Annotated in this window: 12 protein-coding genes; 5 read left to right on the forward strand and 7 right to left on the reverse strand. The window is 66.9% G+C overall.

The window, feature by feature from the left end; genetic code table 11:
• Positions 1-142: 142 nt before the first annotated feature.
• From GUI43_RS05185 to GUI43_RS05200, 4 genes are read left to right on the forward strand one after another with little or no spacing between them, the layout of a single operon-like run.
• Positions 143-541, forward strand: coding sequence for a YbaB/EbfC family DNA-binding protein (locus GUI43_RS05185; RefSeq protein ID WP_112698140.1), 399 nt, complete (start codon positions 143-145; stop codon positions 539-541).
• On the forward strand, positions 528-872 hold the full coding sequence (locus tag GUI43_RS05190) for a type VII secretion target (RefSeq protein ID WP_112698141.1): 345 nt from the start codon (positions 528-530) through the stop codon (positions 870-872). The genes GUI43_RS05185 and GUI43_RS05190 overlap by 14 nt, the downstream gene beginning before the upstream one ends.
• Entirely contained in the window at positions 869-2,029 is a 1,161-nt protein-coding gene (locus tag GUI43_RS34460; protein ID WP_249037653.1) for a WXG100 family type VII secretion target, read from the forward strand. Before GUI43_RS05190 ends, GUI43_RS34460 begins: the two co-directional genes overlap by 4 nt.
• A gap of 1 nt (position 2,030) precedes the next feature.
• On the forward strand, positions 2,031-2,228 hold the full coding sequence (locus GUI43_RS05200; protein WP_112698142.1) for a DUF4926 domain-containing protein: 198 nt from the start codon (positions 2,031-2,033) through the stop codon (positions 2,226-2,228).
• A gap of 64 nt (positions 2,229-2,292) precedes the next feature.
• Here the strand turns inward: GUI43_RS05200 and GUI43_RS34465 are convergent, their stop codons facing one another.
• Positions 2,293-2,493 carry a hypothetical protein gene (locus tag GUI43_RS34465; protein WP_112698187.1) on the reverse strand — a complete coding sequence of 67 codons (201 nt, stop codon included), beginning with the start codon at positions 2,491-2,493 and terminating at the stop codon, positions 2,293-2,295.
• A gap of 237 nt (positions 2,494-2,730) precedes the next feature.
• On the opposite strand from GUI43_RS34465, the gene GUI43_RS05210 reads away from it, so the two are divergent.
• Complete coding sequence (locus tag GUI43_RS05210) at positions 2,731-6,111, forward strand: DEAD/DEAH box helicase (protein ID WP_146765862.1); 3,381 nt, start codon at positions 2,731-2,733, stop codon at positions 6,109-6,111.
• On the opposite strand, the gene GUI43_RS05215 is transcribed toward GUI43_RS05210, so the two are convergent.
• The 6 genes from GUI43_RS05215 to GUI43_RS05240 all read right to left on the reverse strand — a co-directional run bounded on the left by GUI43_RS05215 (position 6,065) and on the right by GUI43_RS05240 (position 20,169).
• Positions 6,065-7,717 carry an Hsp70 family protein gene (locus tag GUI43_RS05215; protein WP_112698144.1) on the reverse strand — a complete coding sequence of 551 codons (1,653 nt, stop codon included), beginning with the start codon at positions 7,715-7,717 and terminating at the stop codon, positions 6,065-6,067. The genes GUI43_RS05210 and GUI43_RS05215 overlap by 47 nt on opposite strands.
• 8 nt (positions 7,718-7,725) lie before the next feature.
• The gene (locus GUI43_RS05220; RefSeq protein ID WP_112734671.1) at positions 7,726-9,801 is read right to left on the reverse strand and encodes a hypothetical protein; all 2,076 of its coding nucleotides are present in this window, start codon (positions 9,799-9,801) and stop codon (positions 7,726-7,728) included.
• A 53-nt stretch (positions 9,802-9,854) separates the two neighbouring features.
• Positions 9,855-12,014, reverse strand: a complete 2,160-nt coding sequence (locus GUI43_RS05225; protein ID WP_112698146.1) for a UvrD-helicase domain-containing protein — start codon at positions 12,012-12,014, stop codon at positions 9,855-9,857.
• A 119-nt stretch (positions 12,015-12,133) separates the two neighbouring features.
• Positions 12,134-14,677: a GmrSD restriction endonuclease domain-containing protein gene (locus GUI43_RS05230; RefSeq protein ID WP_112698147.1), complete on the reverse strand. Its 2,544-nt coding sequence runs from the start codon at positions 14,675-14,677 to the stop codon at positions 12,134-12,136.
• Positions 14,678-14,770: 93 nt separating this feature from the next.
• Positions 14,771-18,496 carry an AAA family ATPase gene (locus GUI43_RS05235; RefSeq protein WP_112698148.1) on the reverse strand — a complete coding sequence of 1,242 codons (3,726 nt, stop codon included), beginning with the start codon at positions 18,494-18,496 and terminating at the stop codon, positions 14,771-14,773.
• Positions 18,497-18,582: 86 nt separating this feature from the next.
• A complete protein-coding gene (locus tag GUI43_RS05240) occupies positions 18,583-20,169 on the reverse strand; it encodes a serine/threonine-protein kinase (protein WP_112698149.1) in 1,587 nt (528 codons plus the stop codon).
• Positions 20,170-20,180 lie beyond the last annotated feature (11 nt).

Here is a 20,180-nt window from a genome sequence, read left to right on the forward strand (position 1 = left end):
GGAGGGGCGGCCGCGTCGATCACGGAGGCGACCGCGGCCCTTGTCGACCACCTGAGCGGGCATGCACGCAGTGCCACCGGTTGGTAGCGTGCTGGTGATGTCGCCGGTTGCCGCCGGCAGTGGTCCCCTGGGGAGGGTCGACATGTGGGCGGACGACGCTGCGCTCGACGCGGCGGAGCGCCGGCTCGACGAGTGGGAGAAGTCGCTCACCGAGCGGGCGGCGCGAGCGAAAACGCTGTCGGCGACGATGCGAGATCTGACCCGCACCGCCCACAACGCCGATCGGACTGTCGACGTCACAGTCGACTCGGCCGGCCTGCTGATCGACCTACGGCTCGACGAGCGCATTCGGCAACAACCCGCCGCGCACACCGCTCGGCAGATCCTGGAGACCACCAGTGCCGCGCGCGCCGACCTGTTCCGACAGGTCAGCGACGCAGTCACGGAGTCATTGGGCGACGACGCGAGCGCCCAGGCCATCATCGACTCGTGCCGCAGCCGGTTTCTCCCCGACCAGGGATCGAACGATGCCCGCCGGTGACGGCATCCAGGTCGACCCGGACGACCTGACCGCCCACGCCGCACGCCTCGATCGCTGCGCCAGCAGTCTCAACACCGCCCAGCAGGCAGGCCAGCACGTCCGGTTGGGCACCGACGCCTACGGGCAACTCTGCGCGATGATGCCGGTGCTGCTCGACAGCCTGCAGCGAACCCTGGTCGACGGCATCGGAGCCGCCGCCGCGTCGGTACGGGACACCGCCGGCAGGCTGCGGGTCGGAGCCGACCGCTACCGAAGCTCCGACGCCCGCGCCAAACAGCTACTCGACGGGGTGCGGCGGCCCCAGCTCGACGGGGTGCGGCAGCGCTCGTGACGTCGAGTCCGCTCGTCGCCGCCGCTGCGGACACCGCGCCCAGCGCCTGGGCGGGTGTGTGGATCTGCGAGGACATCGAACTCATCGCCCAGGGCGTCCGGACCGGCAGTTGGATCGACGGCAGCCTCGGCGTCGTGAGCGCCAGCCTGGACGCCCTCGCCCTCGTCTCCGACCCGGTCGGCGCCCTGCTCCAGTATGGGATCGCCTGGCTCATCGAACACGTCAAACCGCTCAGCGAGGCGCTGGACTGGCTCGCCGGCGACCCGGCGCAGATCACCGCGCACGCCCAGACCTGGCGCAACGTCGCCGGGGCGCTCCGCGACGACGCCGCCGAACTGGCACGCGCCGTCCGCACCGACATCGCAGGCTGGGACGGCAGTGCCGGACCCGCCTACCGAGGCTGGGCCAACGAACAGCAACAGGCCATCGCCGGGCTCGCCCAGGGCGCCGACACGATGGCCGCGATCACCGAAGGCGCCGCCGGCCTGGTGGCCGCCGTCCGGCTCCTGGTCCGCGACGCCATCGCCACCTGCGTGTCCCGGATCATCGTGTACGCGGGAGAACTCCTCATCACCGGCGGACTGGCCGCGCCGCTGGTCGTGGAGCAGGTCACGACCGTGGTGGCGTCTTGGGGAGCGCGGATCGCGCGGCTGTTGCGGGGGTTGCTGGCCAGCCTGCGACGGCTCATTCCGGAGATGCGCCGGCTCGGTGACCTCATCGAGAGGCTCAAGCAGGCACTGGGGCGACTCCAGAAGCAGGCGCCCACCCCACAGAAGCCGGATGGCCCCGAGCCCACGAAGATTCCGGGCGATCCCGGCCGACCGGACTTCACCAAGGCCGAGATCGACGCACGGAAGATCACCGCCTACGCCATGAACCCGGACCACCCTGTTGGCACGAACAAGTACCGCGTCATCAACTCCACCACCGGCCTCGGGCCGGACGACGCCGACGTGATCATGCAGCAGATCCGCGAAGGCGTCGTCGCTGGCACGCCTTTGCTGGGCAAGGCCGACGAGTTCGGCCAGCGGTGGAACGTCGACCTACCCCTGACCGGGCCGGGTGGCACGGTCGTCGTCCGCACAGCCTGGATACTGGAGAATGGGTCCTCCTCACCGCGAATGGTGACCATTTCGTTCCCGCCCAAGGAAGGGTGACATGTTGGAGCTGTACGACGTGGTTGAGCTCCGCGAAGCCATTCCGGGAGAACAACTGCCAGCCGGGGCAGTGGGAACCGTCGTTCATATTTTCAACGGCCCTCCGGTTGCCTACGAGGTCGAGTTCGCCGACGTCGATGGTCGCACCACCGCAATGGTCACGCTCCGGGTCGACCAGGTAGTACACCGAGGCGAGTAGTTGATCGGTACGCCACGTACCGTCGCAGATCGCGATCATGCTTCACCAGCCCGGAGACGCCGGGTCAGCGGCGTAGGCAGCGGGAGCAGGCGCCGTCGTGGCCGTCGCGGAGGAGGCAGCGCCCACGCATCCGCCGATCGCAGAAGACTCGGCGCCGGACGAGCTGATGGTTTTCTTCGGAGACGGTGGTCTCCCCCAGATCGGTCGTCGGTAGCACCAGCATCCAACGCCCGGTGACCCGGGTCAGGCGTTGCCCGGCAGCCAGGGCGGGGCGGCGGCGGGAACGAGGGCAGCTTTGCCGAGAGGTGGGCTTACAACACGGCCGTCGCTGCAAGGCCCGGACCACTTGCCGTCCTTGGGAACCGGGGGAAGGTCTTCTCCCTCAAGCGGAGTCTCTGCACCAACGGTGGAGCGCCTTCTGGACGAGCGGACCGTTACACGGGCAGTCCTCTCCAGCAGGATCGGGGGACTCTGCGCATTCGGGTAGGACGGGGGACGAGCCGTGCCCGACGACGACCTTCGGTATGAGCCGCCGCAACACGGATATGACTGGTTGGCTCGACTGCAGCCGGCCTCCTGCCTCGTCGTTGGTCAGATACCCGACCATCATCGCGACATAGTCAGCACCATCGCGGGTGACGTCCGTGGATCCTCCGATGGTCCACTCACAGGACTTCTCCACTGCGGCGCCTATGCCTTCAGTCGAACCGGCTCCTGGCATGCGATGGTGGTGGCCACCGGTAGGCCACCAACGGATGCAGCGAGTGACCGGCGGAGATACGCCGAGGACGGCCATCTCGTGGCGGCCGGGGCGGTCTACGACACGTTGTGGGTGGGTGCAGATCCATTCGCTGGTCGAGCGAAGTTCAACCGTGGGGACATGGTGCGCACCCGGGGCGGCGCCCGAAGCGTGGGGCGCGTGAAGGAGGTCCTACCAGCGGCCGGGAGCTACCAGTACCAGGTCGACATGCACGGCGACATCAAACGCTACAGCGAGGAGGCACTCGTCCTTGTCGAGGGCGACCCGCGTGATCCCGCTTTCTGGCTGTCCCAAGCTCCCGTCGGCGCGAAGGGTCTGTCGCTGACGCTGACCTGGACGAAGCTGCGTCACCCGCTCACCGACACCCTCTACTCGTTCGCATCCAGCAAGACAGTCTTCCGGCCGTACCAGTTCAAGCCGGTCTTGAAAGTTCTCACCGCATCCTCGGGACGCCTTCTGATCGCGGACGAGGTCGGCCTCGGTAAGACGATCGAGGCTGGCCTCATCTGGAGCGAGCTTGAACAGCGGTCGCGACTTGAGCGGGTCCTCGTCGTGTCCCCCGCTGTACTGACGCTCAAGTGGAAGACCGAGATGGGGCGCCGGTTCGACCGCCCACTCGAGATACTTCGACCCCGCGACCTGGCGGACTTCGCGGACAGGCTCGCGAACGGCGACGAGCCAAACCTCCAGGGCGTCGTTTCCCTCGAGTCGCTGCGCTCGGCCGACGCTGTTCTCGAGAAGCTCAACGATCTTCATCCGCGCTTCGACCTGGTCATCATCGATGAGGCGCACTATCTGCGGAACAGCGACAGCAAGTCACACGCCCTGGGGCGATTGCTGGCGGACTGGTCCGACTACCTGATTTTCCTCTCCGCCACGCCACTCAACCTTGGCAACAAGGATCTCTTCAATCTGATGAATCTCCTCGACGAGGGGCATTTCGGCGACCATGCGATCTTCGAAGCGCAGCTTGAGCCCAATCAGATTTTGAACGGAGTAGCGCGGTCACTACTGGAGGAAGGTCGGCGGACACCCCGAAAGCTGGTACGTCAACTCGCCGAGCTCGACGCTCTCCAATTCGGGTCGACCGTCACCGATCGCCCCGATTACCAACTGCTCCGCAGTCTGTTCGACGTCGACGGGCCACTCACCCACGATGAGGTTGCCCGGGCACGTCGGTTGCTCGCCGACCTGAACGTCCTTGGCAGCGTGTTGACCCGGACCCGCAAGGCGGACGTGCCTGATCGGAAAGCCGTACGGGATCCGCGGAATATCGACGTGGAGTGGACGACCGAGGAGCAGAACTATTATGACTCGGTCTATGCCTGGTACATGAGCCGGGCCTTGGAGATGAACACCCCGCCAGGCTTCGCCATGCAAATGCCGCTACGCCAGGCGGCGAGCTGCATCCCGGCCTCGCAAGAGCTCATGCGGGAGCGCAACCCGGAGCTCTTCCGGCAGGAGGTCGACGACACCGAGGAGGAGATCAGCGGGGATCTGACCGGCCTGCTCGACCTACCGACGCTCGCGCGTCCGGTACCGGTGGACAGCAAGTACGAGCAGCTCCTGGCCGAACTGCGCAAGGTACGCGGGGCGGAACTACGGCAGGTGATGATCTTTTCGTTCTTCCGGCGCACGCTCTCCTACCTGGCTGGCCGCCTTGGGAAGCACTTCAGCGTGCGGGTGATGCACGGCGGTGTGCCAATGGCTGACCGAGAAAAGATTATGCGGGAGTTCCGCGACGGCCGTTTCGAGATTCTCCTGCTCAGTGAGGTCGGCTCGGAAGGTCTCGACTTCGAGTTCTGTAATGTCCTGGTCAACTACGACCTGCCCTGGAACCCCATGCGCGTGGAACAGCGCATCGGCCGACTCGATCGTTTCGGTCAGGAGCACGAGAAGATCTTCATCTACAACATGCGCGTGCCTGGAACGATCGAGACGGACATCTTCCAGCGACTCTACGATCGGATCGGCGTGTTCGAGAATTCTATCGGCGAACTCGAACCCATCCTGCGCGACCAGCTCGGCGACATCACCAAACGACTGCTTGACCCCAGACTCGACATGGCAGGCCGTCGGCGCGAAATCGACCGGATCGAGGTCGCCATTCAACAGCGCTCCCATGAGACCGACGAACTGCGTGCTTCTCAAGCGCAGCTTTCCGGACTCGATGGGCTGATTGTCGAGGGCCTCACCGAGACGGGGCCAGGCAACGGCCGCTTCATCGGCCCAGCAGAGGTTCAGCGGATGCTCGATGAACTTTTCGATCGGGTTGGGGGCCGCCGCCGCAAGCCGAACAAGAGCGGCATTTTCTCGATCATTGGGTCCAGCGAGTTGGCTGAGCGGCTGCGCTCAAGCCGGGTGGGCGACGGCGGGAGCAAGCACAGTCGATCCAAGCTCGCGGCTATTCTGCAGAGCGAGACTCCGCTGGAGTGCACGTTCCAGCCGGAGGCAGCCAGCAAGTACGACGTCGAACTCCTCTCTGGCCGGCACCCGCTCGTCAAGCTCGCGCTTGAGGTGTTGAACGACGAGACGCTGGCGCTGCCGCGGTTTGGATCGATGGCCGTACCGGCACTCCCGGCGGGTAAGAGGTATCTGGTCATGTTGGACCTTGCTGAAACGTCAGGGCTCCGGCCACTGCTCGAATTGTGGGCGACGGCGATCGACCTTGACACGCGCCGTCCAAACCCCGAAGTTGGGGACCTTGTACTCACCGCCCTGGCCGAAGGCAGACTCCGGGACGGCACGCCGACGCCGCCTGACGAACTGTCTGAGGTGTGGCGCCAGGCGCAGGAGCATCTCGCCGTTCGGCATCGGGACACCGAGCGGACCCGGCGGCAGGAGAACGCCGCTCTTGTCGAGGGACGAATCCTGGCCCGACAGGGATCGCTGGACATTCAGATTCAGAAGGCCCAAGAGCTGCTCGCGCGACTGCGTGTCGACGGGCGCGGGCCGACCATCGTCCGGCTGTACGAGGGGCGGCTCCGCAATCTTCGTGCGCGCCGCGCCGAGATCCGTTACGAACTGGCCAGCCGTCAAGAGCTGGAGATCTCGCTGACCGCCGTGGCCATCGCACTCATCGAATCGGCGGAGCCCACTCCTTCTCCATGTACCAGGGAGTAGGAGGCGTGGGTGCCGACTCCTCGGCACTGCGCAGCACCAGTTGCGCATGGTCGCGACCGCGGATCACCGGCCACCGGTCGACCCGCATCTGAATCCTGCTACCCGACCCGTGCTGGATGAGGATTCGCCCGTCGCAGTAGAGCTTGAAGATCATCTTGTGGCCGAAGTTCAGCCTCAATCCGTCCATGACCTGACCGTCAAACTTCAGGCCGAGCGGCTCCCCGCTGGTGGCGCGAACGCGGAGCCGGCCAATGCCCTGCTGCGGGCCTGGGAAGGCTCGGTCGCGACGTTCATATCCGAGATTGGACTGACCGGTGAGCACCTGCCATGGCTCGTAGAACGGGGTGTACGCCGCGTACAAGATTTCTTGCCGTACCTGACCGCCCTCTTCCCACTCGACGACGAAGTCGAACCCGGGGCGGTGCAGGTTGAGCCGCTCGTAGCTGGCGGTATCGGCCAGCCCCGCAACAATCGCCTCGTCGGGCTGCACTCCGGCGTTGTCGAATACCTGGGCGTTCGGGAACAGCGCGCCAATGCGCCGCTCCACATACGGGATGCGACTCATTCCCCCGGCAAGCAGCACGTAGTCGATGTCGCCGCTCAGCTCCGCCGGCCCCATCGCGCGTAGCTCAGACGGCGACCGGCTGCCACGTTCAGTCAGCTGAGCGGCCCGCAGCGCAGCCCAAACCAGCTGCTCCGCATTGTCCATCTGCTCCCGAAATGCCTCCTCCAACTGCTCCCGGCTGTAGGTCAAGACCGGCATATGCCCGATCTGTCGAGAGGGCAGCACAATGCGGTGTTCAGGCAGGCGGGAAAGACTGACCTTGGCGTCGCGGGCGGCGCGGAGGACAAGCGCTCGCAGCAGTTCCGGGTGCCGCAGGGCCTCCAAGTCGACGCCCCGCGCGCCCAGGCCCTCAAGGAGATCCCGTGCTATCGCATGGTCGAGCGCGTCGCCGGCGTACGCGGTGCCGAGTGCCGTCAGCACTGAGATCTCGGGGTGGGCGCCGCCCACCACGTCGAGGACCGCGATGTCGAGGGTGCCGCCGCCCATGTCGAACACGAGCAGGCGGCCCTCCGGTCGCTCACCGTGCGCGAGGAATCGGTGGGTCACCCAGGCGATGCCGGCAGCGATCGGTTCGTCGACAAGAGCCGAATCGTCTACCGGCAGGCCTGCCTTCGCGGCCAGGTCAAGCAGGCGTTGCCGTTGCGGCCCATCCCACATGGCCGGACAACCCAGCCGAAACTCGCGATCGGCGGTTAGCGGCTCGCCCGCCCTGGCGGCCCGTTCACCGATCTCGGCAAGAAGGGCGATCATGACGTCATCGGCGGACACAGTTTGCAACCCGCCGGGGCCGGGCAACGAGACCGTCTCCTGGTTGTCGGTGATCGCTCGCTTAATGGACCGGATCACCTGGTCGCTCGGAAGCGCGTCGGCGTCCTCTCCGACCAGCAACGTTTCACCACGGTAGCCCGCCAGGGAGGGAAACCATCGGGTCGTACGGCCCAGCGGCGCGATCTCCACGGGGCGGCGACCCGCCCGGGTGGCCACCAAAGACGTGGACGTGCCGAAATCGACCCCGACGGCGTGGCCGTGGGCTCCCCCCATGAGCGCTCCTAGGTCGTAGTCACCAGCGCCCTCTCGATGAGAATGTCCTCACCGGACGGGTGCCAGTGGTATCCAGGTCGGATGACCGTAACTGCGCTTCCTATGGTGGGAACACCGACGATGGGTTCATGAACGGTCGGATCAAAGGTCAGTTTCTGTCCGGCCTGGCCAATCGGCTCGAGTGCCTGTGCCGAGACAAGCGCCCGTACGCGTTCGACCAGAGTCTCCGAGGCTGTCTGCTCGACCGCGAGTTCCTCCACTTCGGCGGCAAGATCGGCCAAGGAACGGATTATGTCGATCTGAATCTGCCGGTCCTGGGCGGACCGCAGCGAAGAGGTCTGGCGATGCTCCGCCCGCAGGGTCTCTTCCAGTTGCGAAACCCGGTCCGCCAAAGCAATAGCTCGGCCCTCAGCCGCCTCGGCACGCTGATCAGCTGCCGCTGCGGCCGCCGCGGCCCGCTCGGCGGTGTGACGTAGCGTCTCCACCCGCTGCTCCTGCCCCAGTGCGCCTGTCCACCCAGCCACCACCGGGTCGCCTGCGGCCACCCGGTGAAAGGCGGCGACAACCGGGTCGGAGGGAAGTCCGGCGACGAACTCACCAGGTAGGCCGAGCAGGAAGGTCAAGCGTCGTCGGGACTCGGTGACAGCCAGCTCCCGCAGCACGAGCGGATGAAGATGGCGGGCGGCCACCTCCGGGATAGACGTGACCGCGCCGAGGACGCCGGTGGCACAGCGAGCGAGGTCATCCAGGGTGGCGCCCGCCCACCAGGCGTCGTGAAGAACGCTCTTGGCCCGCACCTTGCCCACGGCGGCGATGAGGGCGGCACGTCCCCCGTCTCGGGTAAACGGAAGCCGCACGACGAGCGGTACGAGACGGTCGAGGTCGACGGCATTGCGCTCGTCGCGCGACATCAACGGCAGAAGGCGGCCAAGCTTCTGCGCAACACCGTCAATCACCGGCACTACATCCTGGGGATGTTTGGCAGCAACGGCTGACGCGAGGGTGATCAGCGGCGAGATTGCCCCCGTCGACACGTTATCGACCTTGCAGACCTGTCGTAGCAGCGCGGCTGCTGCGGTGATGACGTCTGGGTCTGGCTCTGCGTACACCTGAATTTCCGCGGCCGCCGAGGTCAGAAGCAGTGTCGTGCTTTCATGGCTGAGCGCGGTGACACGACCAACGACCGCAGATTGCCGGGGCAAAGCAAGCAATAGAGCGGCTGCGGCTGCGGCTTCCGGTTCTTCCAGGTCAGTGATGAGGTCTTGCAGCTGCTGGTCATTCAGTCGTCCGAGCTGGGCACCGACCGCGAGGGGCTTAGACAGGTAGTACGGTAAAGGCCGGGAGCTGTCCTCGCCGGTCGCTCCGGCCAGCCGATCAGGCAGGGATGCAGCCTTTGCCACGACGGTCGGCCGCTCATCTGTTGCCGGTAGGGTTTGGTCCTTTGAAGGGGATCCTGGGGACTCCGGCTGTTCCGCCGTTGGCGACGTACCCGAGGGCTGACTGATCTGCCGAGCCTCGTGGACATCGTGCTCGACTGAGCCTTCCTCGACGGCGTACGCCGGTGTTGCCGTCGCATGATCCTGCTGATCGGCCATGGGCAAGGTGGGTGCCACGTCCGACTGTTCGGAGAGCTCCGTGCGGCGCCTCTTGGGTGGTTTCCACTTGAAGGTCGCCGCCACCCCCGTACCGGTCATCTGCACATCGTCGCTGCTGGTAAGGAACCGATTAATGAGCCTCCAGCGGGCGCGATCCCGGTCAAGGTCGAGGCCGAGCGCATCCAGCTTCTCCTTGATCTTGGTCCGGGTCAGCCCCGAGTCGTACTCCCGAAGGAGTCGTAGGACCATCGCGGTCGGGTCCTCGTCGAACATGACCGTCGCCGCTGCCAGGTCCAGGAGAAACTGGTGACGCAACGAGCCGCGAGGGGCGAAATGGTTCCGGCCACCGATCTTGACCGTCTCCTCGGTGCCGTCGTCGTGCCAGCGGACCTGATAGCTCCCGCCGCTTCTTGACAACACCGCGCCGACCCGAACTGGTCCGCCAGGTCGGTCCGACTCCTGCACCACGACCATCTCCGCCTGATCCACGGGTGAGACTTTAGACGTGCGCTCCACACCACCCGGGAGCGCCGGTGACGTCGTCACCTGGGCGGGCTGCCGGCGGCGAAATCCAGGAACGGGCTGGGCGCTCCGCTCCACGACACCCATAGCGCCTCTCGCGCCCGCGTGCTGGCGACAAAGAGAAGGCAGCGCTCTCTGAGCACGTCGCTCTCGTGCTGCAACAAGTCCACTTCGGGCGGCGTGATCTCCTTCGCGAAAGGCACGGCCCGTGCCGTGGCGCCGACGACGGCGACGCACCGGAACTCCAGACCCTTCATGGCGTGCATGGTGGCGAGCCGCACCCCGTCGACCTCCGTCCCGGGATGGTCCCGCACCCACACCGACGGAATACCGGCTGCCGACAACTCGTCGCGTACCGAGCCCAGGGTCGTGTTGAATCGCGCACAAACCGCAATCTCATTCGGCTGCACGTCCTGCGCCAGCCACTCCCGAACTCGCGCCACGAGCCCCGCGACCTCAGCCTGACTGGTCGCATAACCCTTGGCATGCGGCCGCTTGCCGTGCAGCAGGGAGCGGTAGCCAGTGAGGCTGTCCTCGCCCTCACCGGCGAGGTCGTCGATCCGCGACCCGACCAGCACAGCCGTGGACCAGACAAGGATCTCCTCGGTGCTGCGGTAGTTGATGCGCAGCCGGCTGCTGCGCCCCGTGACGGAGATGCCGAGGACGCCGAGTGACACCCGGGAGTCGTAGATCCGTTGGTGTGGGTCACCGGTGATGAACAGGTCGTCGGGGCCAGGCACCACCGCGGCGCGCAGGACTCGCCACTGGGCCGGATGCAGGTCCTGCGCCTCGTCGACCACCAGGTGGTCGAAGCCGTGGACGCCGAGGTCGGCTTCACCGAGCAGTTGAGCCGCTCGGGCGCACACCTGTAGGTGGGTGATGGTGCCGGCCGCCGCCAGCTCGGCCGAGAACATTTCCACCGCGTCCCATACCCGGTCACGCTGTCGCGGGCCCAGCGCCGATCCTCTTCCCCGCCGGCTGACCTCGCGGTACTCCTCGCGGCTGCGCACGTCGTGGGCGAGGATGACGTGCCGGTACTCCTGGACGAGGAACTGCTCGGTCCAGGGCAGCGTCAGCCGCCGGCACACCCGCCGCCAGACCTGTCGCTCGTCCGCGTCCCCGATCGGAGTGGGCACTCGCCCGGCGAGAGCGCGCACCGTTCGATTGGCGAGTGCGTTGACCGTGGTCACCTCCACCCGCGCCATCTGCTTCTCGTCGCCGAGGAGCAGCGCCAGGTTCTCCCGAAGGGCGGCGGCCAGGGCATTCGTGTACGTGGTGAGCAGCACCCGACTGACGGCCGAGCGGGACAGCAGGTGCTTGACCCGGTGCAGGGCGACCACCGTCTTGCCGGTTCCCGGACCACCCGTCACCTGAGCCGGTCCCTTGTATGAGACCCGGTACGCCAGCCGCCGCTGCGACGGGTGAAGAAACACCCGCCAGGCGGCGAACGGCTTGTCGAGGATCTCGGCCAGCTCGTCGGGCCGGGTCACCAGCATGATGCGGCTGGCGGTGTTGGCGATCGCTGCGGCCAGGCTCCCGCTCGGCTGCTCTGGCGTCGCGCCAGCCGGCCGGCGTTCGGCAACGAGGTCGCGATAGACGTCATCGGGGGAGAAGCCCTCCGCGAGGTACTGCAAAACCTCGAACTGGTCCTCAGGAAGCAGCATACCGAACGCTTCGAGCTGGGGTTTGTCGATGACCGTCCGGACGGCTCGCAGCACCTGGTCGTCGATACCGAGCTGACGCAGCACGGTGTCGGAGTGGCGGGCGAACAGCAGCGCCGGCGCCTTCGCCGCCGCTTTCTCCAGTGTCGGCGTGAGCTGCTCGAGAGCGACAACGTTGCGGACCTCCAGTGCCCGAGTCGCCGTATTGACGGTGTAGAGGCGCTTTGCCGCCCACGTGTACGCGCGGTCGTGCGGTACGACGTTCAGCAGGAGGAATGTGTCGCTGCCGTCGTCAGGTGCTAGGACGACTCCACGCCAGAAGTCGTTGATCCTGATGGTCCGCATCCGCGGGTCGCGGGCGTTGTTCACCGACTCCAGGTGCAGGCCCTTGTCTGCGTGCAGGTCTGCGATGGTGAGTTGCTGGAACTTCGCCATTGCCTTGCGTACGCCGGCCTTTATCGGCTTCTCCAGGACGTCGAAGCTCTCCCAGAAGGTGTTGGCGAAGGCGAGCTGAGGCACGAGCAATCTCCAGAGAGTGGGGTCGGCGGCGGTGGCACTATCGGGCCACGCCAGGCGGGCCGGCTTCCGCAACGCCCCAGCCCGGGGCGCTGCGGAAGCGGATGTGTCGGCGCCGGAGCTTAGACCATGATCAGCTCCTCCGAGGCGGGCAACTGCGCCTGGTCGTAGAACCAGCGCAGGTGGTCGAGCAAAGCGTCCCGGGCGTCGGAGTCGGTGAGGACGGTCAGCGGAAACCCGGGCCGAAGCGCGATTTTGGCGGCGGCGATGTCCACACCTGGCAACTGGTTCAGCCGCTGACGCAACTCCTTCCGGAGGGCGACGTCCCCGAACGGGGGCCGGACGCTCAGGTGCTGGAATACGACTTCGAATTTCCCGCTCGGGTAGATCGTCGCCGGCCAGACGTCACCGAGTTCGTGCCTCCGGTCGCGGGCCATGAGGAAGCAGGAGGTTTCGTCCCTCGTGCCGAAAAGGAGGGTGCCGCCGATCGCGATCCAAGCCTCCAGCACGACCTGGGTAGCGGTGGCAACCGCCGGTCCCTGGAGAGCGGTCAACTGCTCAAGAAAGCGTGCGGCGTAGTCGACCTCCTGGTCGGCGCGCGGCCGGGGCAGGCGCTCGGGCAGGTCATCCGGCGTCACCCCGGCCAGCTGCGCCAGCTCCTCGGTGCCGATCCGCTGGGCTTGGTCCGCGCGGTCGTACTGGTCGAACTGCACGCCCTCCGCACGCAGTAGGGCGCGCGGGTCGTCGGTGCGGTTCGGATCGAGCCAGCGGAAGCCCGGGGAGACCGTGCCCTCGACCTGCAGGACCCGATGGGCGTTCGGGACAGGGTGGTTGGCAAGTCGGGCACCAACGGGCACTGGAGCGGTGCCGATAAGTGCGGCCAGGTCGCCGTACGTGGTCCACGAACCTGCGGGCAGCTCGGCGAGAGCCTTGTTCATCACATCCCATGGCACCACCGACTGGTCGACCGCCTGCTCCGTGGGGCCCCGCCAGATGGAGATGATTCGTTCCGCGAGCGCGTCAGCCCTGGCATGAATCTCGGGACGGCCCCAGCGGTCCTGGGCGGCGATCTCCTGGTTGAGCACGATCCCGCTCTTGCCGAGCTGGACTCGCTTGACCGGGAAGGAGCTGTTGCTCAGCTCCGAGTTGTAGCCGGTCAGGGTCAGGTTCCCGAGGGTGTGGACCAGGGCCTCGTGCGCCTCACCAACGTTTTCCTCCGGCCCGAGGTCAGGTGCCAGCATCTGCCGCCATTCGCTGGTGGAGGTCTGAGGCAGCACGTGCTCGATGGTCAGCGAGTCCAGCGCCACCGGCTCCTTGCTGCCGTACGACTCCTCCAGCCACCGCAGTACCAGGTTGCGTTGGTGTGGACGGCCGTTGAGGTAGTACGGGATCGACCGGACGGCGGCCCGGACGCTTTCATCGGTGGCGTAGTACTTGCGACCGACCGAGAGGTAGGAGTGCACAGCCTGATCCACCGGCAGGTCCCGGTCCATCTCTGTGACGACGGACAACAGGATCCGATTGATGTTCGCGGTGGCTCGACCGATCACCAGGCGACGAACGAAGAAGCTTTCTATGTACAGCATCGCCGACGTGACCTCGGCGGATGTCGCAGTGCCGTTCTCGCGGCGGTCTAGCAGGTGCAGCAGCAGCGGGTAGACCGTGGTCGTACCCCAGGCACTCAGCCGCTCCAGCCGCCGCTGTACGTCAGGGTCCTGCTCCTCGCCGGGATGGAGGATCACCCGGAGCAGGGCACCAAGGCGGCTGAACCGCTGCACCTGCGCCTCAATCTCCTCTTCGGAACGCAGTTGCTCAAGCCGGGTCTGCTGCGCCGCATAGATGTCGGTTTGCTTGATCCGCGGGTCGTGGTGAACCAGATCGAGCCAGAAGAGCAACTCCAGCTCCGCCGACGTCAGTCGACTTTGCAGCGGCAGCCACAGGGCCTGGTAGACCGTTTCGCCCCGGACCGGCAGCCTCATGAACAGATAGTTGCGCAGCAAGTCACCCTGGGTGAGCTTTAAACCGGTGTTGTTCAGCGACTCGAAGATCCGGTAGACGTTGTCCCCCGGCTGCGCGGTGACCGACACCAGCGCCAGGCCCGTGATGACGGCGCTCTCGATGCGCTCGATGTCCAGCGGATCGTCCGGGTCGTCGGCCGCGGCGAGTTGGTTGGCGAAGAACTGATAGGCGACACCCACGGGGTCGACGCCCCCGGCCTCAGGGGAGGATTCCAGACAGGCCACGTAGGCGTCCCGGTCGGCCTGGGTGGGAACCAGCTTCCACCGGCGCTGCCCCTGCTCCCACGGATTCGTCAGGTACTGCTGGTTGAGACGGTCGCGGTGCTTGGGGTCCTCGTGCTGCGCCCGATGATCGCGAATGGCGCAGAGCAGGATGGTCAGGCTGGTCAACCGCTGTTGGCCGTCGACCACCAAAAACTCGGCGAGGCCCGCCGGACCGTTCGCGGGACTGGGCGCGAGCACCAGCGAGCCGATGAAGTGCGTGGCGCCCGGGTTGTCCACCCGGTCCTCGGCTAGCTTGCGCACGTCCTCCCACAGTCGCGCCAACTGCGCCTTTGTCCACGAGTAGGTGCGCTGATACAACGGCACCTGATACTGCTTCGTCCCCTCCAACAACCCTTGAAGCGTGGTTTCCGCTGCCGCGACCATCCTCGACCCCTCTATTTTGGGCCGGCACCCGAGCCGGCAAGGAAGCAAATCAACGTCCGAATAAGCAAGCGACGTCAGCCGCAGCCCGCAAACTCAGAGACCGAAGACTTTCTGGGCAAGGTTTCGCCAGGCCGGGAAGTCCACCCCACCCCGATCGTCTGTCACAACCAACATGCCCTGGGCTCCGCCGCCATCCTCCGTCGACAGGATCCCGTTGCGGGCATACCAGTCCTTCTTGAGCGCCCACTTGGCGGCATACCTTGGGTCGGAGAGCATCCCGAGGTGTTCCCAGATCACCTTCTCCCCCAGGTCCGTGTCAATCGTGAAGTCCGGTCGAACAGTCCTGCCATCGGCGCCGATGAAGGGCGTTTCGTAGTCGTAGGACAGACCGAGCTGGTGCAGCAGGTTCGCGATCAACAACTCGCTCTTGCTGCGGACCAGTTCACCCCGGTCAGTACGGTGCACTAGGCCCCGGTCGACCACGGCATCGCCGACCTGAATGGGTTCCGACGGCACGAACAGGTTCGTCAGACGACCGGCGGTGTCGGAGTAGACGGGGGAGCCGCGCTTGGCGACCTCGTCGAGGTCGGCCTCGTGCAGCAGGATCACCTTGCCCTTCTGCCGGGTCAGGGCGGTGTAAAGCAGTTCCCGACTGAGCCCGGCAGCTTCCGCCGGGAGCACGACAACGGTGATACCGAATTCGCTTCCCTGCGACTTGTGGATGGTGATCGCCCATGCGAGTTCGAGCATCGGCGCGCGGGTGTCGTCGGACCAGTCGTAAAAGTCGTACTTGACTCTCTCGCGGCCGCTGAACTCAATCTCGGTCTTGTTCGGCGGCCAGGTGACCCACTTGGAACGCGTCTGGCCGACCACCACCCCCAGCTCACCGTTGGCGACGAAACGCTCCGCGTCCTTGGGGTAGATCCGGGACGGCTTGAACTGGTGGTTCCGGATGTTGATGACCTTGTCGCCGACGACAATGCGTTCCGGGCCGATCGGCTTGGCGTTCCGCCGCGTCGGCCCGACCGCCTGTTCGAGGGCACCAGTGCCGAACGCGTCCTTCAGCGCACGGTTGATCTCGATCGTGCCCCAACCCCGGCTGCGAACAGGTGACAGGATCTGCCAGGCGTCGGCGCGGCCTCCCGCGCCAGCCGGAAAGTAGAGATTTCCCTTGGCGGACACGATGCCGCCGTAGCTGCGGCCGAAAGCTGCGGCAAGATCCTCGTCGGACGCCATCCTCATCTCCTCGACCTCCTCACGCAGGACGGCGAGGAGAGTCGGGAACAGGTCGCCTCGGCCGTACTGGACGGCGCGCAGTGTCGACAACTGCTCGCCCGCTCGCAGCCGCTCCCAGACCAGGTCGGCCGCCGGGGACAGCTCCCCGTCGGCAAACCAACTGGCCAGGACCAGGTCATCGCGTTCCTGTCCGACCTGTCGGCGGGGAATGGTGAGTTCGGCGTAGCCAGGTCCGCATCGTGGCGTGCGGGTAGCGATGTCGTCGGGTGCGAGTCGACGGACGATGTCGACGAAGGGGCGACCGGCGCCGATCGGCGGGAGTTGCCGGGGATCTCCGACCAGCACCAGCCGTTGCACCCCGGTAACCGCGTCGAGCAGTGCCGCCAGCTGCTCCTCGGTGAGCATCGAAGCCTCGTCCACCACCACGGTCCTGTAGTTCTTGGACCGAGTCTGCACGTCACCGGTCACCAGGTACCGCTCGGTCCACGGGTCGTACCGGCTGGTTGAGATCAGGAACTGCGCCAGGGTGACCGCGGGGGCGTCGACCCGCTGCGCCAGCTGCACCCGGGCCTTACCGGTGGGGGCGACCAGGAGTACTCCCCCGGCGGCCACCGACTCCGTGTGCCGCAGCACCTGCAAGAGGGTGGTCTTGCCAGTTCCCGCTGAGCCGATAAGGACGCTGATCCGCGACGAGTAGAGCGTATTGAGGGCGGCGACCTTCTCGGCCCGGGCACGCTCCTCGGCGTCCAGTTCGTCCTCTGGGAGGGTGTTGTCCATGGGGCCCAGCAGCGTGTTGAGACGTACCGCGAAATCGGGTGCGCCGGCGATGGGAACCGCCTTGAGACGGCGTTCGGTCTGGTCGCGGATGACGTCCCCGACCCGGGTTAGGTCGGCGAGCTGCAGGGCCGGCGCACCATTTGGCAGGGTCACCCCGGTCAGCGATGCGTCCGCAGGCAGGCTCTCCGCCGACAGGTGATGGGCGTCGAGGACGTCCGCCGTGACCGGGCACGGTGCGCTGAGCGTCCGTTCTCGGATCCTGTTGACCACGTCGGCCTGAGGCTGGAGCGTGTGCCCGGCCGCCTTAGCCCGTTGCAGCTCCTCCATGATGAAGGCACGCACCCGACGCGCATCGAGGCCGTCGTCCATTGCACTGGGCTTGGGCAGCGGGAACGCGGAAGCCAGGGCGGCGTCCGGGAAACACCCTCGGTCGATGACGGCGAGAGGTACGCCTTCGGGCTGGTCGCGGTCGGCCTCATACAGTCGGTACGGGTTGGCGATGATGTCGCGGTCGTGGAGCGCGGGGTCGCGTCGCTCGACGACGAAGAACCTCTCGGCCTGATCCTTAGTCAGTGAGAAGCGGCTCAGCAGTTGCAGCAGTTGCCTCCGCTCGGGCCTGAGAGCCTTCCAGGTCGTGCGCAGGGTGGGCGTCAGGTGTGTCTTGGCGGTCAGACCGAGCCGTTCCGGGTCCGCCATCGCCGCCTCAAGGGTCTGCCAGGGATCGGTACCCGAACCGGAAGCCGCGGCGACCATGTGGGCGAAAGTCACGTACTGCGGGACGCCGAGGGCGGCCAGGACGCTCGCCAGGCCTGGACGCGGCCCGCGCAGCTTCCAAAGCCGGTTGAGCTGCTCCTCCAGCCAGTCGAAGCCGAGCGGGCCCGCATCGTCGCCGAGGACCCGTCGGGCGGCGCGTCCCGCCGCCATCAACGCGAGCAGTCCATCGATGGCGAGGTCGTGACTGACGTGCTCGGTGACGTAGGAGAACGCCTCCCAGCCGCCCTCCGGAGCGAACGCCAGCGCGTCGCTGATGTCGACGCCCTTCCGGTCGCGGGCCTCGAGTAACGCCTGATAGGGCATGAGGAAGCCCCGCTGCTGATCGGGGCGCAGTGAGTGCCCGATGGTGGTCTCCCACATCTGGGCCGAGAAGGGCTCCCCACCGCTGCTGCGGTAGGCCCCGGTCGGCGTGACGGCGGTGACCATGGCGGCACCGACGAGCAATCGACGGGAGTCGTCAGTGAGCGGACTGTGCTTGGCATAGAAGAAGACGATGCTGCGCTCCGTCTGTACCGAGCTGAAGAAGGAGTCCAGGATCGCCCGCTGGTTGTCGCCGTGCATCGTCCATGTGGTGTTTCCCCAGCCGGTGATGGCGTCGACCCGTTCCTCGAGCTCGGGCAGCAGGCCGAGGCGGCGTTCCTCGTTCACCGTCTTGGCTCCGTCTCGGGACATCCACCGGAAGGGCACCGCCTGGGCGGAGTACGGCGGCATGGTCTGCGAGGTGGGCTGGAACGTCGCGAAGGCCGGCGACTTCTGCGTGAAGGGGTGCGTGCGCTGGAACGGGATCACCCGGGGCGACATGAACGTGGCCCGTTCCGCCACGCAGGGCGGAGCGTCCACCAGCGGCAGGTCGGCGATGTCGCGCCCGGCATGGCGCTGCTCATGGTCGTCACGGCGGTTCTGGCCGATGTTCTTGAGCAGCACGCAGGTGCCGTTGCCGTGCGGATCGGCGCAGACCGTCCCCTTCCAGCCGTTGTCATGCCACGGCACGCGGATGGAGATGTGTTCGATCTGTGCCGCGGTCTCACCCATGACGCTCTCCTCAGTCGACGCCGCTTTCGGCGGCGGTCACGTGATCGGTCGGTGCTGCGGTGCGGTCCGCCAATCGGCGGCGTGGTTCATCGGGATTTGGGCCTGCGCAGTCCGGAGAGCAAGTCGGCAATCTCCTGAGCGCTGGGGTGGGTGGCGCCACGCAGCCGGGTCTGGTCCGCCAGAAGGCGGGTCAGGGTCTGCTCAGCGGCGTGCCGCTGACCAGCCCCGAGCTGGAGCAGGCCGATCTGGCGCCGCAGCTCCAAGGTGCGTGAGTGGTCAGCGCCGAACGCCTCGGTCTCGTCCCGCACGAGTGCATCGAGCTGCCGCAACGCCTCGCTGGTCTCACCGAGGAGCGCGCGGCAGGTGGCGCCCCTCAGCCGACAGTGCAGCGCGAGATCAACCCGTGGGCCCTGCTCCCGGGCGACATCCTGGGCGAGATTCTCATACGCCGGGGCAGCCCGCCGGTAGTCGCCTTCTTCGAAGAGCGCGTCGGCGAGTTCTCGACGGGCACCCACCACGTCGTCGTCGGCCTCGCCGAGAGCGTTGATCGCCGGCGCGACCGCGGCGGCGAGGACTTCCGCGGCCTGGCCGTAGCGGGACGACCCGACCAGCCGACTGGCTTCCGCTCGGGCATGCCGCAGGTCCGAGTGTCCGATCCCCGACGCCTCGTCTGGCCGCCGCTGGGGCGGTGCCGGCGGCTTGACCGGCTCAGTGGTGGGCGCTGGCGGCAGGATCGGCCCGGCGGGCGGCGGCGCGGAGGCCGAGGTGAACACCCGCGCCAGCATCGAGCCGTACATCCGGGTGGGGCTTACCGTCGACACCCCATCAAGGACCCCCGGGATCGGCCCGAGACCGATGGCGAAGGGAAGGAGCCGGTCGAAGACGACCTGGGCGCTCACCGGTCGGTCCTCGGGCTTCTTCTGCAGCAGATGCAGCAGCAGGTCCTCCAGGCCGACGGGTACGTCGTCCCGCACGCCGCGCACCGGCAGCGGCTTGTGGCTGACCTGCTTGCTCCACACGTCGTAGGAGGTCGACCCGCTGAAGAGCCGCTCGCCGGTGAGCATCTCGTGCAGGGTGCAGCCCAACGCGTAGAGGTCGGTGGCGGGGCCGCTGATGTTCGTCTCGATCTGCTCGGGCGCCATGTAGGCCGGCGTGCCGGGCGGCAGCCCGGTGGCGGTGATCTTCGAGAAGTCCGCGAGGGTGGGCGCTGCCGCGAGTCCAAAGTCGAGCACCTTGACCGCGCCGTCGGGCTGGAGCATGAGGTTGCTCGGCTTGAGGTCACGATGCACGAGCGACGCCTGATGTGCGGCGGCGAGGACCGCACAGACCTGGGCGGCGATCCCGGCCGCCCAGCCGATGGGCAGCGCGCCCTGCTCGGCGACCAGGTCGGCGAGGCTGATCCCCTGGATGCGCTGCATGACGAGGTAGGGGCGACCCTCGTGCGACCCGACGTCGTACACGGCCGGAACACCGGGGTGCTCGAGCCGGGCGGTAATCCGCGACTCGCGGACGAACCGGCGGATGTAGTCCTTGTCCTGCTCACCGTTCGGGAAGCGGATGAACTTCACCGCCACGTGCCGGTCCAGTTTGGTGTCGTGCCCCAGCCACACCTCGCCCATGCCGCCACGGCCGATGGGCAGGTCGTCCAGCTCATACCGGCCGTTGATCAGCATCCCCACCGCGA

The organism is Micromonospora noduli, assembly GCF_003264365.1.
In the GTDB taxonomy this organism is placed as follows: Bacteria; Actinomycetota; Actinomycetes; order Mycobacteriales; family Micromonosporaceae; genus Micromonospora; species Micromonospora noduli.

Coding starts and splice junctions, on each gene's coding strand:
- GUI43_RS05185 (WP_112698140.1), top strand. CDS start 143: ATGTGGGCGGACGACGCTGCGCTCGACGCGGCGGAGCGCCGGCTCGAC.
- GUI43_RS05190 (WP_112698141.1), top strand. CDS start 528: ATGCCCGCCGGTGACGGCATCCAGGTCGACCCGGACGACCTGACCGCC.
- GUI43_RS05200 (WP_112698142.1), top strand. CDS start 2,031: ATGTTGGAGCTGTACGACGTGGTTGAGCTCCGCGAAGCCATTCCGGGA.
- GUI43_RS05215 (WP_112698144.1), bottom strand. CDS start 7,717: ATGGGGGGAGCCCACGGCCACGCCGTCGGGGTCGATTTCGGCACGTCC.
- GUI43_RS05230 (WP_112698147.1), bottom strand. CDS start 14,677: ATGGTCGCGGCAGCGGAAACCACGCTTCAAGGGTTGTTGGAGGGGACG.
- GUI43_RS05235 (WP_112698148.1), bottom strand. CDS start 18,496: ATGGGTGAGACCGCGGCACAGATCGAACACATCTCCATCCGCGTGCCG.
- GUI43_RS05240 (WP_112698149.1), bottom strand. CDS start 20,169: ATGCTGATCAACGGCCGGTATGAGCTGGACGACCTGCCCATCGGCCGT.